9 protein-coding genes are annotated in these 16,310 nt (G+C 44.5%); 4 read left to right on the top strand and 5 right to left on the bottom strand.

Annotated elements, in window-relative coordinates; translation table 11 throughout:
* Nucleotides 1-56: 56 nt before the first annotated feature.
* The gene (locus MHI32_RS15320) at nt 57-812 is read right to left on the bottom strand and encodes a hypothetical protein (protein WP_340010131.1); all 756 of its coding nucleotides are present in this window, start codon (nt 810-812) and stop codon (nt 57-59) included.
* A 373-nt stretch (nt 813-1,185) separates the two neighbouring features.
* On the opposite strand from MHI32_RS15320, the gene MHI32_RS15315 reads away from it, so the two are divergent.
* From MHI32_RS15315 to MHI32_RS15305, 3 genes are read left to right on the top strand one after another with little or no spacing between them, the layout of a single operon-like run.
* Nucleotides 1,186-1,626 (top strand): BlaI/MecI/CopY family transcriptional regulator, encoded by a 441-nt coding sequence (locus tag MHI32_RS15315; RefSeq protein WP_036677226.1) that lies wholly within the window; start codon nt 1,186-1,188, stop codon nt 1,624-1,626.
* A complete protein-coding gene (locus MHI32_RS15310) occupies nt 1,623-2,771 on the top strand; it encodes a M56 family metallopeptidase (RefSeq protein WP_036677228.1) in 1,149 nt (382 codons plus the stop codon). Before MHI32_RS15315 ends, MHI32_RS15310 begins: the two co-directional genes overlap by 4 nt.
* Nucleotides 2,768-3,013, top strand: a complete 246-nt coding sequence (locus MHI32_RS15305) for a hypothetical protein (protein ID WP_036677231.1) — start codon at nt 2,768-2,770, stop codon at nt 3,011-3,013. Before MHI32_RS15310 ends, MHI32_RS15305 begins: the two co-directional genes overlap by 4 nt.
* 855 nt (nt 3,014-3,868) lie before the next feature.
* Here MHI32_RS15305 and MHI32_RS15300 read toward each other — a convergent pair.
* The 4 genes from MHI32_RS15300 to MHI32_RS15285 form a co-directional block, all read right to left on the bottom strand.
* Nucleotides 3,869-8,791: an S-layer homology domain-containing protein gene (locus MHI32_RS15300; protein ID WP_340010128.1), complete on the bottom strand. Its 4,923-nt coding sequence runs from the start codon at nt 8,789-8,791 to the stop codon at nt 3,869-3,871.
* 25 nt (nt 8,792-8,816) lie between these two features.
* Entirely contained in the window at nt 8,817-9,914 is a 1,098-nt protein-coding gene (locus tag MHI32_RS15295; RefSeq protein ID WP_340010126.1) for a hypothetical protein, read from the bottom strand.
* A gap of 417 nt (nt 9,915-10,331) precedes the next feature.
* Nucleotides 10,332-12,497 carry a GH92 family glycosyl hydrolase gene (locus MHI32_RS15290; RefSeq protein WP_340010124.1) on the bottom strand — a complete coding sequence of 722 codons (2,166 nt, stop codon included), beginning with the start codon at nt 12,495-12,497 and terminating at the stop codon, nt 10,332-10,334.
* A gap of 63 nt (nt 12,498-12,560) precedes the next feature.
* Nucleotides 12,561-14,735: an alpha-amylase family protein gene (locus MHI32_RS15285; protein ID WP_076307827.1), complete on the bottom strand. Its 2,175-nt coding sequence runs from the start codon at nt 14,733-14,735 to the stop codon at nt 12,561-12,563.
* Between the two features lie 270 nt (nt 14,736-15,005).
* Here MHI32_RS15285 and MHI32_RS15280 point away from each other — a divergent pair, with 270 nt between their 5' ends.
* Nucleotides 15,006-16,289 (top strand): response regulator, encoded by a 1,284-nt coding sequence (locus MHI32_RS15280; RefSeq protein ID WP_076307826.1) that lies wholly within the window; start codon nt 15,006-15,008, stop codon nt 16,287-16,289.
* Nucleotides 16,290-16,310: the final 21 nt, after the last annotated feature.

The raw sequence follows: 16,310 nt of genomic DNA, 5'->3' as shown, positions 1-16,310 counted from the left end.
AACTCTTAAACTCTCAAACCTATTTCTGCTGTTATAACTCATCTTTAATATCAAATCTATAGAGCAACCTGCTGTAATGCGTAATATTGGTCATGTGCTTCAGTAAAAGCGCTGCCTGCATATTTAACACCTAACTTAGTAACATCATAAGTATACTGTTCTTGGTAATATCTTAAAATAATCCTACCTTTGTATCCTTTAGTAGTTGGGTACGAAATAGTCTGTGTCGTTGTGAATGCAGCACTTGAACCGATCGTTCCTGAAATATTGGTTTTTAAAAACGCTACGTCCACTCCACCACCACCCGTAACTGAAGCAGTGACAGTTGTGGTTACTCCTTTCGAAACTGAAACAGTACCAGGATAAGCAACGTAATCTGAGACTGGCTTAAATAAATTATAACTTATAGGCTTACTTACATTAGAAAGTGTGTATGTCGCTCTTGCCAAATAATTTGTTGCATCGGGTTCATTCGGCGTAATTGTTTCCAGTTCTGGTGTAAAGCTGCGCTTGGTTGAATAGTCACCGATATATGTTTCAATTGCACCTGGTTCATTTACAGTAATTGTATCCTGTTCGGATTTAAAGATACTCTCGGATGCATAGTCACCGATATAAGTTTCAGTTGCGCCGGCTTCATTTACAGTAATTGTATCCTGACATTCTGATGCTGCAAAAGCGGTTGTGCTTAGACCAAAACAAAAAAAGCATGCAAGCAGCATTGTAAAAACTTTTCTAGTTTTTTGTGTTCTTACAGCTCCACCCCTTTTTTTTAAACCACCTATCTTAGTACAGTTTTTTTCATATCGCATCAAAGTCACCCTTTCGAATTTATGGAATTTTTCGTTAAAATGTGTTATCCAAATAATAGTTATTTACATCATCAACAATTTAGTTTCAAAAAATATCACAAGAAAAAAGTAACAACAATTGTACTTATTAATAAATCAATATGACCACCCACCTTCATATGAATAAAATAAAGACATGTATATACCTTTAACATTAACGCTTAACATTTAAAGTGTATGGATAAATTACCATTTAAATCATTATTTTGTCAACAATAATTTAATAGATACCATTATTCTCTTAATTATTAATATAAAGTAAAAATCAACGGTTGATATAACGTGAAAATCGATCTATAATTTTAAGATACTATATTATACTGGGGGAACCTTTATGTCCTATACAAAATTGACTAATCGGGAATTAGAAATCATGCATATTTTATGGAAGGAACCCCACCCTCTTACCGCGACAAATATTTTTGAGAAAATCGAGGAGAAATTTAGTATATACAGCATACAAAACGCCTTACAATCGTTACTTACTAAAAATGCAATTGAAGTTGCAGCTTATACAAAGGTTTTTAAAACAACTGCAAGAAAGTACAGACCTATTATCACTACAAATGATTATGCAGTTATGCAATTTGCTCAATATTACTCAACGGATGATGCTCAAACTGGTATTACAGAATTAATCTCAACATTATTTAAGTTCGAGGATGAAAATATTGATATACACACGATTGATAGATTAGAAAAGTTAATAAAAGCGAAAAAAACAGAGCTTGAACAAACGAAACTGACGCAAAAAAATGGGGAGGTCGATAGATGATAACCATTTGGAGTATACAAACTACTCTATTAGTAAGTAGTTTGTTTATTTGCTTATATTGCCTTATAACTAAAAAATCATCTACTATTAGTAAAGTTGGTGTTCCGGTTTTATCCCTATTGCTGTTACTTATTACAATCAGATTACTTGTTCCAATAGAAATACCTTTTGCTCATACTATCGAATTACCAAAATTCCTACCCATAATAAATGATTTTTTTAATTTTTCTATTTATTCATTCAGCGATCAAATAAAGATTAACTTATATCTTTTTTTGGGTGTTATTTGGTTATCGGGAACACTCATAAGTATTAGTCGGATTTTTCAAAGATACTCTAATTTGTGTAAATTAATAATGACGTGTTCTATCAAGAAAAATATAAACTCTGAACTTTTAAGTGTCCTCCAGAAGGAAATTAAAATACCTAAAAATTTAAAGTTAATTGAAACCTCATTGACTTCAGTTCCCATGATGTATGGTTTTTTTAGACCCACAATTGTTTTTCCAGTACATAATTTTACTGATCAAGAGGAATATTTTATTATTCGGCATGAATTGCATCACTATTTTAATAAAGATAATTGGATTAAAACTATCATTGAACTGTTATGTGCTTTTTATTGGTGGAATCCTTTTGTATATCAATTGCGTAACCAAGTGGATAGAATTTTGGAAATAAAAAATGATCTTACCATAACAAAAAATTGGGAGGAATATAAACGGCTTAATTACCTCGAATTTCTTGTGAATACCTATAAAAACTCTATAAAATCTAAATATATGCCCTTTACTATGGACCTTATTGATAAAAACAGATCTACTTTCATGAACCGCTTTGAGCTACTGTTATCAAACAATAAACCTAAAGAATCATGGTTAAGGTTTTCAACCACGAGTATATTAGCCTTATCATGCTTTGTGTCTACATTATTTTTTGTTGTACAACCACGATATTCTTTTCCAGATAATTACGCTAGCACAGCTATTGATATAACGCCTGATACAGCTTACATAATAAAAAACAAGGATGGTACTTTTGATATTTATCTCAATAAATTAGGTTATTTCACTACCATACAAGAGATTAATCCGTTTTACGATAAGTTACCTATCATAAAAATGAAAGAGGACGATATTAAATGAAGAACCAGAAGATTTTCAAGAGGATCATTGGAAGTATTATAATCATTGCTTTTTTTAGTAATTTTTTGAGTGTACATATAGAAGCTAGTTCATATACAACACCACTCGAACAAAGTGACTTTAAAATATTTGCAGACGTACTGGAAAATAAGATAGTACTTATTGACGGTAAATGGTATGAAATCGTATTTAATAGAACTACGGGGAAGATCATTAGTAAAAAAGAAATTAAGCGGAATTAGATTATCTGCACGAATATAATTTTCTGAAAAATGATAAATGAGCTAAAAAAATCTTAAGATGCACGAGCTACCAAAGTCAAAAATTAAAGCGAGACCGTACTTCAATATAGAGAGTACAGTCTCGCTTTTTCAATATAAATTAAGATCATGGATAAACAATACCTAGCAATTTCACAGAAAAGTGTGGCTACACTAGCTGCGCGGCTCGGGTAATTTATCCACTAGAATTGTAAGGTCAACAACATCGGATAGTTCAGTTAGCGAGCTACAATTCCCTTCAGAATAATTACCTTTGAAGGGAATTTTGTAATAGATACGCTTTAATACCATTCACAGACGAAAAACGAAAATGGTTTTATTCTGTGTTTTACCACTAATCATTAATTATATTATAGTGTCTCAGTTCACAATCTTCCATTTATTACCAGAGTATATTTTTGCTCCGTTGTATAGGAGTCACATTCATCATTAGTGATATTCGCTTCGAAGAAGTTATCGTACTCTATGACTGTAGCATCCAAGTAAGAAGTAACCTCAGCATCACAATAAATTCACTAGTAACACTGCCTCCATCCAAAGACTCGACCAAAGGGCTGGTTCGTCCAACCCAACGATCCTTAATAACAGAAATAAGTGGCTGAATAGCGTCCTGTGATTAGTGTGATAAATGCTATTCTTCCATGTTTACCACTCCTTACTTCAAAAGATATTTATTAATAATTGTAGCTGTTAATGGATACATGTGAAAGGAAACAACATTTTTAATTATTAGATCTTTCGCCACCTATTAATAAACACTTTGTAAGCAAAAAAAGCTAGAGCCAAGTGAACTTGGCTCCAGCTCTTTTGTGGTGCTTACAATTCCATTACTCTGTAAATTAAAGCAGCGGCTTCCGCACGTGTGGTCAGGCTCAGTGGTCTGAAGGTACCGTCGGTATAACCGTTGACAATTCCTGTCTCCCGCAGGTACTCAACCGCATCCATCGCGTAAGAACCGATTTGATTCTCATCGGCAAAAGTTGCTGCCTTGCCGGAGATATCCGACTGGAGAGCAGTTAAACTCAGAGCGCGAAACAGAATAACAGCCATTTCTTGGCGGGAAATAGGTTCTTTTGCGGCAAATACGCCTTCGCTACGTCCGTTAACAAGCTTTAGCGCCAGAGCTGTTGAGACAGCTTGGTAATACCAAGCATTTGAACTCACATCTTTGAAAGTACTGCTACTCTCGGCTTGAAGTTCTAGCGCTGATACTAACAGCTGAACAAATTCCGCTCTTGTAATTTGCCGGGCAGGCTCGAATTTGCCCCCGCCTGTGCCATGAATAAGATCACGGGAAGCCAAAGCTTCCAAGATGACTGTGGAGCCTGAATCAACATCAGAGAAGTGGATATTTGCATTAGCTGCAGCATAGAGTCCAAAATCCCTTGTTGTAAACGTTGTTTTGCCTGTACCTGATACGTATTTGGAGTTTTTGACCACTTCGGCCACTCCCTCGCCGGTAACAGAGTAGACGATGGCTTGATGTGGAACTTCATCAGGGTTTAATTCATATCCAAATGATACCTTCATTGCCGCAGAAGGGCTTAATGTTTCTTTGGACTTACCGTCTACCGTCATTGAGATCCGGAACAAAGCATGCGTTTTCCATTTCTCTTTTAAGGCAACTGGAAGGGTTGATGCATCAACAAAATGGATAGATAGCTCCAACTGCCGGGCACCCTCTGGAATATTCTCACCTAAAGTGTTAATTGGAAGTGTTATTGTGGCAGCACCTGCTTTTACAGTTAGGGAAGTAACATTATCTTTTAGTTCGGGAATGGGCACTTGAAAAGCCACACCACTGGCAGTCGCATCCTCTTCAGCAAGCTCAAGTACTAAAGCTCCATCTTGCACTCCCTTCATCGCTTTTTGGAGTTCTCCTGTGAAAAGCTGTGCAATTTTTATTCCTTCAGCACCGGGTGAACCCTGAGTGCGAATACGGCCCGCTGAAATTATATTCACTGGACTATCTATTTTTCCTCCACTACTCTCATTTGTGTTGCTATTATTGCTGCCGGACGAATTGCCGGGCGTATCTGTTCCCCCACCTTCTTCACTCCGCACTACATTCAAAGTGTAGGTCTTAGTTGTTATGCCGTTCGCAGCGGTAACTTTAACATCGATTCTGTTATCTCCTACCTTAAGCTCACTTCCGCCCGTTACCGTCAATTTGGCTTCTGCATCAGAAGGTGTCCCAGTTACAGCCACCGCTGTCTTGGAAAAGGGCACATTTATTGTATAGGTCAGTTTCTTACGGTCAAACCCAGGGATGTCTGTACCGTCCATACTCAAAACGCTCAAATCGGCATTATCACTCAGTGGGGTCTCTTCTTCACCTTCTACGTTCATAAACTGGAAGGTGCGGAAAAGTGAGGCGTCCTTCGCAGCGCCAATGCCTGATCCCCATTCAATATATCCTTTTCGACCCGCGCCATCATTATCGTTAACCAGCATGGTGAAGCTTAAGATATCGCTCGCCGCTGGACGGATCGGGCTTATTTCGCTCCAAGGTAGTGCCAGTGCATATGAGGTAACCTTGGTCGCCTCATCTCTGGTCACACTTAAAGTTCCCTTAGTCAACACTCCGGTAGCTGCACCTTTCATGGACAGCCAACGATATATTTGCGGCCCCTCTGGGGTTTGCGAGATTCCGTATTCATACCAGGATTGACTATCGCCCGGTACACCGGGAGCAAGACTGAACTGAATACTGTCATTTTGCCAAATATTAATCCCGGCGGCATTATGGCTGAATACATCATCGCGGATATCGGCGGTCAAATAAATGTGTTCTTCATCCCAGCGTAGTTGCGCTGTTCCACTAAGATCATCCGCACCCTTATATCCGTTGAGCAAAGGGGTTCCGTCCGCAAGATCAATCAGAGCTGGACTTCGTGTATCGGCCTGATGCTGCATCCGGTTAATATCTATGTTTTGCTTGAGGTGAACTGTCTCATAACCTTCAAGGTCAACTGTCAACTCAAGAGGATATTTAACCCCTTCAGAGAATCCCGGCAGTGGAATTGAATAAGTAAATCCACTATTTGGGGCAATTTCAGACAATTGCGATTCACTACCGCTGATCTGACCAGTCTCTTCCCCTAGGGTCCAGGAAATCTTTTTAATTCTCAGAGGATCCACACTGGAACTGTTCGTAAATTGAAGTTGTAGCGACATGCCGCCGTTATTACCATCTGTAATATGAGGAGCAATTTTTAAACCTTGAAAATATAGTCGCAGATCATCTACAGGGGCTTCTGGAAGCGTAGCAGGATCAAGTCCGGGTCCATTATAAGCTCCAATATTCGGTGGAGTTGCTGCTGAAACGGGATTGCCCCAGTAGTCCCGCCCACCGTTGTCTGCAATGACAGCACCGGCCCCAAGTGCAGGAGACCCCTCTCTCAGCTTGTAACCGTCCACTGTATTCCAGCCCATTCCGGCGGTGCCCTGAGCAACTAAGAGTGGATTTGCTGTTATAGGATTGGTATTTTCCGGCTCGCTTACTGGATGGTTGCCATATAATAGATTATGGTCGAAGCTACCGTTCACCCCTGGCAGATTATAACCTCCTTGACCAAGGTTGTAGACCAGATTGTTCCTAAAAGAATATGGAGCGTTAATATTTCCTGCGTCATCCCATTCATGATCGATAATTTTGGTGTTTTGCCCAGCTCCGATATAGATAGTATTGTTATAGATTTGTGTATCTGGTGTAACCCCGCCTGCAAAATTAAACGTATGCGTTAGATCATTCTGGCTGATGTTGTATCTGACTACATTGTTAGAGGAGCCTGTCAGCACGCCTGGAGTCAAACGGGCATCGACAAAAAGCATGAATCCGCCTTTGTTGCCATGGCTGTAATTATATTGAACCACACTGTCCATCGTATCGATATCCAGATTGAAGCCTTGACCATCTCCCTCTGGTTTGTTCGTGTTAAAAGACTCATTGAACTGGACGATATTATTCTTGCCGCGAGTCGGCCAAATTGCGGCAGAGCCGTTAAACTCGCCTTCTTCGGAATAATTTCCGCCTTCCTCCGCTATGTTATGCTCAATCACCGCTCCATCCGCACCGAAGGTGAGAATACCGTCGCTGTCGGCTTGTTTGACATAATTTCCACGGATCGTAACATTGACCGTAGCATAGTCTGCTCCGTTAAAACGCTGATCCCATACCACAATACCGGTCCGGCCTATCCGTTCCACTGTATTGCCCTCGATCCATACCCCATCGAACTTGTCCGTGCCCGTCGTTCCGCCCACATATACGGAGATACCTCCAAACGCATGCGGGCCACCTTCGGCTCCGGAAACCGTCGGATAACGGAAACTGCTTGATACATCATGGACATAGTTATCCTGAATGCGGATATTACTTAATGTTCCTCCATTATCATTCTCCACCATAATACCTTCCCGGTAAACAGTTCCCCTCTCGGAAGCATAATTAGTGACCTCAAGATCCCGAATCACCCAGTTCGAGGCGTTACGTAGGTATACAGCTGCTCCGGCCATGCCTCCACCATTGATAATCGGTTTGCTTCCACTCCCATAGGCAGATATTGTAATCGGTTCTTCATCTGTGCCGCTGCCCTTAGGATATAATTGTTCGTTCCAGATTCCACCCTTCTTTAATAAAATCCGATCCCCAGCCTCAAAGGTAGTCTGATTCACTATAGAAAAGGTCTTCCAGGCAGTCTCCGGTGTTTTTCCATCGTTGTTGTCGCTGCCTGCAAATGAATCCACATAATATTCTCCGTCTCCACCGCTGCTCCCTCCATCTCCAGGCAAGCGGTTGGATAAGGTGACCGATCCTAGTTGCATCAGCCAGGGTGCGGAATCACCGCTAAGTTCTATTTTTAAGTAATGAAGTCCGGAAGGAATCCCCTGTGCCGGAGTATAATTCGTCCCGATCCAAGCCGCATCACCAGTGGCCTGTGGAGGTTCATGAACAGCAGAAAGTTCTGTCCAAGTGGATGCATCCGCCGAACCATAGAACTTGATAGTCCCGCTAGACCCGGCAAAGGAATGCATGCGGGCTGTGAAATGTTGCAGATTATGCAAATGGTACACGAGTGATTCTGCTGAGTCTGCTGTTCTCACCGCACGAGAATGATCTCCACCAAAAAAAGCGGGATTGCTTGTATCTAAAGACCAATTTGTACTGTGTGTATAAAGCTGTGCAATGTCGTCAAGCTCATCAACAATCGTTTGTGGTGCAAGCGACACATTGGAGAGCGTAAGGTGCCCAAGCTGCATCAGCCAGGTATCGAGGTCACCACTGACTTCAATTTTGACATAATTGACACCATCCGGCAGCGCCCCCGAGGGTGTATATACTGTTCCGTACCAGCCAGAACCGGTTGCGGTGGGACTGTCGTTGATGGCTGGAAGCTCCGTCCAGATATCTGCATCTGGCGATCCGTAGAACTTGATAACAGCCGTGGAACCAGAGAAATAATACGCTTGAAGCGTAAACGACTGAACTCCAGTCAAAGGGTAAATGGCATAGCCAGTCTCCGTGGAGGTTCTGACCAGCCGGGCTGCATCTCCTCCGAAAAATTGAGGATTACTACTGTCAATTAGCCAGTTCTCGGACCTGTGTTCCGCTGCCGGTAGGGTTGAGAAATCATCGGCATTCGTCTCTTCAGAATGGGCAGAAACGCCCATTACGGGAAGCAGCGCTGTGAAGATCAGCACCATTATAAGCAGTGATTTTACGAGTTTTTTGAACATTATTGTATTATTCCCCCTTGAACATTTATTGGATGGTTTGGTTTGCGAGACCTTCAGCCATCGGGTAATTCCATTCCACGACAGCTTCGGACAGCTTTTCGTCCACAATGGATCTATACTTCTGCTGCGCCAAATTCAGTGCGATGGCATCCTTCACATGATCGAGCGGCTGAACAGCTGCATCATCTGCCGACAGGCAGTAAAGTAGATGGATAGCCCCATTTTCAGCAAACAAACTGCTAATCTCTCCCGGCGCCAGTTGCTCTGCGGTAAGCAATACCTTTGGATTTTCCAGAGCTGCTGTTCGCCGTGAAGCACTTGTTATTTTCACCTCGCCAACGTTTACGCCAAACTCTTTTGCCTGGTCTTGGAAGCCTGTGCCTGAAGAATCTGTTGCTGCTGTCGCTGTTGCTATTGCATGGAGCTTTTCCATTCTTTCTAAGGCTTTTTGCTGATCTTTGTACTCTGTTTCTGGGCCAAAGGGAAGCGTTGCCCATTCCAGACGAATCGTTCCCGGCAGAGAATATTCCGCAATTAGATTTGCTGTATATTCCAATTTCACCTGTTCGTCTGAAATCACGATACTTCCGTTACTGCGCATTGCCTCAATCGTGGCATCCTCAAGGTTGCTCATGTAATAATTGAAATAGGCCTGCGCCTCCAGATGAAGAGGACCATACACCACCTCCTTATTCGCTGCTGCCTGACTCCGCCGATTATTCTCGCGCTCCATCTCCTTGAGAAAACCTTCAAAACTGATATCCGTTACGACTCCTGCTTCTTGAGCAAGCTGTAGCTCCATCCGCTTCGTCAAAAGCTGAGTTTGAGCTGTATTGATCCATTTCTGCATTGGATTTTCGCCGGAATAGTAGGCAGACCAGAAGTCTTTTGAATAGTCGGCGTTGTAAGTTTGTTTAAAATAATCAACAATCAGTGCCCGATTCATTTGAAGATGCCAGTTGAACTCCGCTGCTGTGGCCTCCTGCCCGTTAAGGGTCAGAAGCATTTCTTCTGCTTGTGGAGCTTGCAACTTCTTCGCACCAATCAGCAGCAGGCTTCCTGCTAACAGAGCGGTCAGAATAACGATTAGCTGATTTCTTTTGGAATGAAGTTTTAGAGTCATAAGTTATTTCCTCCTCTCTCATCCTCGATGTTAAGCGCTTTCATTCTCTTCGATATTAGACATGTTTACGTTGAAATAACAGGCGGGAAAGCTGCGAAATGGTTTGCCATTTCACGATTTGACCGTAAAGCCCAGTTTTCGCCCTATAAAAAAATGCTGTCGGAGAATAGAGAAGTTACGTATTCGAACGTGGAATGTTGTACAATGTGCAGGAATTCAGCGCGTTTGTCGGGAGTGAGCAGCAGCTTGTTGTATATCAAGCATGATTTCCATGCAATTACGGGATCGGAGTGATTTATAGAAAAGTCGATTTGCATTCATCACTGATTCAGTGTGTTCCTCAATTTTTTTTGATTGTAAAATCATCTAATAAAAACAAAGGCAGTCCGGAATTTTCCAGACTGCCTTGCATTGTTCTTAAGACTGATCTGTGCCCGAAAACATACAGAAATTCAAGACTCCACCTTTGACAATCTCATCATGTGACAGAGAGTGGTGCTGCCATAGCGATCCGTTCCAGTGGACGGATTTACTGTACACATTGGCGGGGCTGTTGTTCTCTGCTTCAATGATCCATTGCTGCCCATTTTCAAGCTGAATAGTTACCTTATCAAAAAGCGGGCTGCCGAGCACATATTCAGGAATTCCAGGACTTAAAGGGTACAGGCCGATGGCGCTCCAAATAAACCAAGCACCCATGCTGCCGTTATCTTCGTCGCCGGGTAAACCATCCATCTGGCTGCTGAACAGTTCGGCCATGGTTTTGCGGACCCAATATTGCGTTTTGGACAGCACACCCAGTCTGGCAAATATATAAGGAATGTGGAAGCTCGGCTGATTGCTGATGGCAAACTGCCCCAGATCGGCGGAGGCCATTTCCGACATTTCGTGTATTTCCAAACCATAGGATCCCACTTTAAATACCGGTTCCTCGGTCATCAACTGATCCAGACGCTGGACAAAAGCCTCTTCACCACCCATCAGCCCGGCTAGTCCCGGGAAGTCGTGGGGCACTGCCCAGCTCCCCTGCCAAGCCCCGCCTTCACAAAACGGATTACCCCACTCCAGAGGATCAAATACTTCCTGCCAAGTACCGTCCTCATTGCGACCTCTCATAAACCCAACTGTCAGATCAAACAGCAGCTTATAATTCTGTGCCCGAGCCATAAAACGCTCATAATCATCCATTTTGCCAAGTGTTTTGGCCATCTGCGCAATACAGAAATCTCCGTATACATAATCCAACGTGTTGCTTACACTTTCATGGAAACGGTCATGCGGCAGATAACCATGCTGCAAGTACAATTCAAGGCCCCTTCTGCCCAGCTTCTCGTCCACTGATGGACGATCTGCATGCTTCAGAAGACCTTCATACAGTACCTCTGTATCAAATCCGCCGATGCCCTTAACCACGGCATCCGCAGCTGCGGCATCAATCAGTGTGCCGGGCATGGCACTGCGCTCCCCTGGTGACAGCCACTTTGGCAGCCAGCCGCTCTCCTTGTATGCCAATGTCCACGCCTGCATAATCTCACCCAATAAAGATGGGAATAAGATACTGTATAAAGGAAGGCTGGTTCGGTATACATCCCACAGCCCGATATCCGAATACATTGGACCCTGGCAGATGCTGCCATTAAAAGGGCTGTAATGGATTTTCTCGTTCTGCTCGTTATATTCATGCCACGTTCTCGGGAACAGGCAGATTCGGTACATGCAGCTGTAAAAGGTGCGGAGGTTCTCTTCATCTGCGCTTTCAGCAACAATGCGCCCCAACCGTTCTTCCCAGCTTGCCTCTGCTCTATTCAAGATCTCTCCGAAGCCGTCTTCCCCAATCTCTCGGTTCAGATTAAGCAGCGCCTGCTCTCCGCTAATAAAGGAAGTCCCGCACTTCACTCCCACTATGCCAGATTCCGGTGCAGCTATTCCTACATAAGCGCCCAGTCGTTCGCCAGTCCCTTCATGGGTCCCCAGTGGCTGATAATCTCCGTTAAAGATTCCCGACTCCTCCATGTGAAAATCCCTATCGAACTGGAACACGAAATACATCGCGAAATTATCGGGCACCCCGGCGGTATGGCCTCTTGTGTAGCCGGTGATTCTACGTTTATCCGGCTGGAAGGTGAGATGTGACTCACCTTTCAGAGGTGCTATAATAAGCCTGTTCTGCTGCCTCTCAGCGAAAGTTATTCTTATCGCTGCACAACGTTCGGTTGGAGTCAGCTCAAGCCGGGTGCGGTAACGTTGAAGAAACACATCGAAATAGTGAGGGGACACTTGCATCTCTTCCGTTTTGAAGGAAGAAGAACGTGAACCGGGACTGAGGAGCAGTGGACCTGTCTGCGGCAACAGGATCAGATGCCCATAATCTCCGATCCACGGGCTGGGCTGATGGGTCAGCCGGATGCCCTCTAGGTGGCGATGGCGCGGGTGGAAGAACCAGGTTCCACCTGCTTCATAGGTTTGCGGGCACCAAGCCGCCATACCAAATGGCATCGCTGTAAGTGGCAGTGTATTGCCATGTGAATACCGGAAATCTGACTCCGTCCCCTGTAATGGATTTACATAATCTAACCAACCCAAATAGATACACTCCTTTAGCCAGTTTTCACCGGCTCTATATTCTCCGCTCTTTACTGATACCGGTTAAGATAATCGGAATACTTGAACATCTCCAGCTTCCACCCGCACAGTCAGTTTTGTAGTTGTGGGTTTCAATAGATTCATTGGTTGAATTTCAGCGCTGCCATCATCAAACCACGGTTCGACAGAAGTATAAACAATACCCAGCGTAACGTCAGCCTTAACCGCCATATCCCCTTCATTATGAACATAAAGAAATGCCCCTCGGTCCTGCTCACCTTCCCACTCGGAGAGATCCGCGCGGACACCGCCGCTTGCTTGTACATACGGCTGCAGCTTTAGTTCCTTCTGTAATAGATCCCGCACCAGCTGAAGCGTTCCGGGATGTCCATCCTGCCAGTAGGCAGCCGCAAGCAAGGTACCGAACCATACGGCACGCCCGTTGCCATAAGCGGCGGTAGTCAACACAGGCATGCGGTCCTCGGCAAATTCAGCCAGTACCTTCACATGGCTTTCCAGCTCGATATCCGATTTGTAATAGGATCCGTGCGCCGTATCGTCTGCTGCCGATTCCTCCGCCTTGCTGTGCTCCATAACATTCCGCAACGGAATCGCTGTCCGTGATTCGAACGCAACCTGATGATAGCTGTGATCCAGGTTCTCAGCGGAATGAATCCAAGTCTCACGGACCCCGAACACCTGGTCAAATCCATAACCGGGCACCGTATAGCTGTGGCAGCCATTCTCTGCCTGAAGTGCACCGAACGAGCATTCCGAAATCAAGATCCCGCCCTTTTCCACCCACTCGCGTAGGATGTCACACAGTTTGCGGTTCAAATATAGAGGATAAGGCATCCACAAGCAGTGGTATTGCTCCAGTGTCTTCTCGTTAACATCCGTCTCATGCAGAAATTCAACTTTATAATTGAGCTCATGCAGTAGTTTATGGGCGCCTTGTAAGGAATCGTTGTAGGTGTCCAGATGATCATGTGCCGCAAAGTTAGCAACCTGGTTCTGCGGACTGAACAGAATGGCAATCCCGTCTCCGCGCCGTTTTGCATGCATCAGCTCTTGCTTATTGTTTTGCACCAGCTTATTTAGATGAGCCATATCCTTGTACCATGGGGTTGGACTTCCGTCCAAATATACACTGCCCCATGCAGGGGCCTCCTGTCCCAATATCTCTGGTCTGTACTGCCAGAACAAATATCCCGTGATGCCACGAGCGAGCGGGGTCAGAATATGCCGTTTCATTTCCCGCAGGTCCGGCTGACGCGGCTTCATTGCAGTATTGCCTGGCAAAGCATGAATCTCCGAATTGATAATGGGTTTACCTTTGGCGGCAGAGATCAGTAGATCAGCAGACCAGGCCGAGGACCCAAGGCTATTGCCTGTCAAGTCACAGGGCTCAGCCAGCTTGAAGTCGTCCGAACCCGCTGTAATCATATTAAAGATAGGGGCGGGCACAGTGTGGGCCATAACAGGATGCAAAAGATCCAGTGACTTCACTATATCTACCCGGCTCTGCAGCTCATCCGTTAAAGTACCGGACATGAACAGGCGCCAGTCCACCAGATCATTAAATACGCCTTGTCCACGCGGTGCCTCTACTTCCTCCCAGCTCCCGTAAGTCCGCTGCCATGATTCATTGAGGGCTTCCAAAGTAACATATTTATTTTTTAGCCGTTCTTGGAACACCAACAGCGATTGCTCGCAATAACACACCTGGTTGTCAAAAGACAGCTTGCGCTTGATTCCTGTGGTTAGTTCAGGCTCATTCCATAAATCCCAGACCCAGAGCGCCGGATGATCCTTAAAAGTCTTCACCGTCTCCGCCAGAAACTTTGCCTTTTCTTCGGCGGCAGCTGCATGATGATAACAGGGCCCCGGCGCTCCGCCGATCTGGCGGCAGTTAATCGCCCTTGGTTCCAGAATGGAACCGTCCGCTGTAACCATTTTGGAATCAGGATATTTTTTATAGAACCAGGCCGGCGCCACGTCGAAAATTACATTCAAAATGACCTTCAAACCATTCCTCTGCGCAATATCCATTAGCTCCTGAATATCATCGAAATGATAGGTCCCTTCTTTGGACACACTCGCGCGCCATTGTACCCAATATTTCACACAATTGAAGCCCTGTCCGGCAATATTGCTTAGGTCTTGTTCCCATTGATCACGGAAGGGGGTCGGGGAACGGTAATATTGAAACCCAAATGGAATAAATGAATCTTGCATCTAGTGTACTCCTCCTACAACGTTCAATTTCGATCTCTCTATGTTTATAAAAGCGCTTACTGCTCTTTTACGCTTAAAGTCTATCACAGTGGATTTTGCAAAAGTTAGGATGGAATCCTATGAAACGGTTTGCGAAGCTGTTGAAATGTTTGATCCTTACGCTACGTGGCAGTCACTGCGCAGAGTCACCGGGGAATATACTGCGAAATCGTTTGCGATCCTGACAACCTCAGAAATTATACCTCCTCTTTAAGAGGTTTCATGTTTATAATGGCTGTAAGACATATTAGAAACTACTTCGAGGTGAAGCCAATGTTGAAAGCGCTTGTAGTGGATGACGAATATCTGGTCCGCATGGGCATCACCCAGACCATAGACTGGGCAGAATACAACGTCGAGATCATAGGAGAAGCCAGCAATGGCGAGGAAGGATTGGAGCTTGCCCTACTGCACCGTCCAGATGTGATCATTACCGATATTCGTATGCCGTATATGAACGGTCTTGAGCTCATCGAAAAAATACGGGAACAGGACATGCTCGTAGGGATTGTCGTGCTCAGCGGTTATGACGAATTTCAATATGCTCAGGCTGCTTTGCGTTATGGCGCCTCCACCTATTTGCTAAAGCCCATTAATATAGAAGAACTTGCAAATACAGTTCGAAGCGTGGGGGATGAAATCCTTGGCAAAAAGCAACTCTCCAAGCGGTATTCACAGCTTAATGAGGAATTGGCCTCGATCTCCAAGCAGTTCTGGCAGGATTTGCTGCATGACCAACTGCATGACGAAGAGTTTATTTCAAATAAGATAAAATTACTGGAACTGCAATTGGAACCTGGAAAAGCTATCCTACCGCTGTCCATTACCTTTCCTCCTGATAACGGCCTTCAAGGAAATACTGTAGGCAAAGCGCTGGAGGATGCAGCGGCGACTATTCTGGAAGCGCATTCTTTTGAGCAACTGTGTCTATTCCGGGACAGCCATCTGGAGTGGGTTATGATCCTTCGGACCGGGGAACCAGAGCTGGCCGGAGATTCTGCACGAAAATTGGGCAAACAACTATCTGAATGGAGCCAACAGCACTTCGGCCAGGCCTTAAGCGTCGGCATAGGTAAACCTGCGGGAGAATGGAACGGGATCGTAGATTCATACCGGCAGGCTGTACTTGCTGCGCAGCGTGCCCTTTCTGGCATTGAACGTGTGCTGTATGCTGAAGAAGAGGCTGGAGCTCGGTGCCGGCGCGAAATCAGGGACGCACTCGCTTTTATACGGGAGCACTTTGCCGGAAACATTACCGTTGAGATGGTTGCTGCGGCGGTCTTCGTCAGTCCAACCCATTTGATGCATCTGTTCCGTAAAGATCTGAACAAAACTTTTTACGAATGTCTGACGGAATACCGTATCGAGGAAGCCAAACGTATGCTGCGCAATCCGAAGTATCGGGTGTACGAGGTTGGCAATCAGGTCGGCTTCACCGACTCCAAATACTTTAGCCAGATCTTCAAAAAAATGACGGGCATCCCGCCGAGTGAATATGCAAAAACCTATGGGTAAGCGGAGACTAGCCAACCGGAT

It is taken from the genome of Paenibacillus sp. FSL H7-0690 (assembly GCF_037980415.1).
GTDB lineage: Bacteria > Bacillota > Bacilli > Paenibacillales > Paenibacillaceae > Paenibacillus_AQ > Paenibacillus_AQ odorifer.
This window is presented reverse-complemented; position numbering and strand designations above follow the sequence as displayed.

What these genes read in the sequence shown, in the direction of transcription:
- MHI32_RS15320 (WP_340010131.1), bottom strand. Translation starts at nt 812, where the DNA reads ATGCGATATGAAAAAAACTGTACTAAGATAGGTGGTTTAAAAAAAAGG.
- MHI32_RS15315 (WP_036677226.1), top strand. Translation starts at nt 1,186, where the DNA reads ATGTCCTATACAAAATTGACTAATCGGGAATTAGAAATCATGCATATT.
- MHI32_RS15310 (WP_036677228.1), top strand. Translation starts at nt 1,623, where the DNA reads ATGATAACCATTTGGAGTATACAAACTACTCTATTAGTAAGTAGTTTG.
- MHI32_RS15305 (WP_036677231.1), top strand. Translation starts at nt 2,768, where the DNA reads ATGAAGAACCAGAAGATTTTCAAGAGGATCATTGGAAGTATTATAATC.
- MHI32_RS15300 (WP_340010128.1), bottom strand. Translation starts at nt 8,791, where the DNA reads ATGTTCAAAAAACTCGTAAAATCACTGCTTATAATGGTGCTGATCTTC.
- MHI32_RS15295 (WP_340010126.1), bottom strand. Translation starts at nt 9,914, where the DNA reads ATGACTCTAAAACTTCATTCCAAAAGAAATCAGCTAATCGTTATTCTG.
- MHI32_RS15285 (WP_076307827.1), bottom strand. Translation starts at nt 14,735, where the DNA reads ATGCAAGATTCATTTATTCCATTTGGGTTTCAATATTACCGTTCCCCG.
- MHI32_RS15280 (WP_076307826.1), top strand. Translation starts at nt 15,006, where the DNA reads ATGGCTGTAAGACATATTAGAAACTACTTCGAGGTGAAGCCAATGTTG.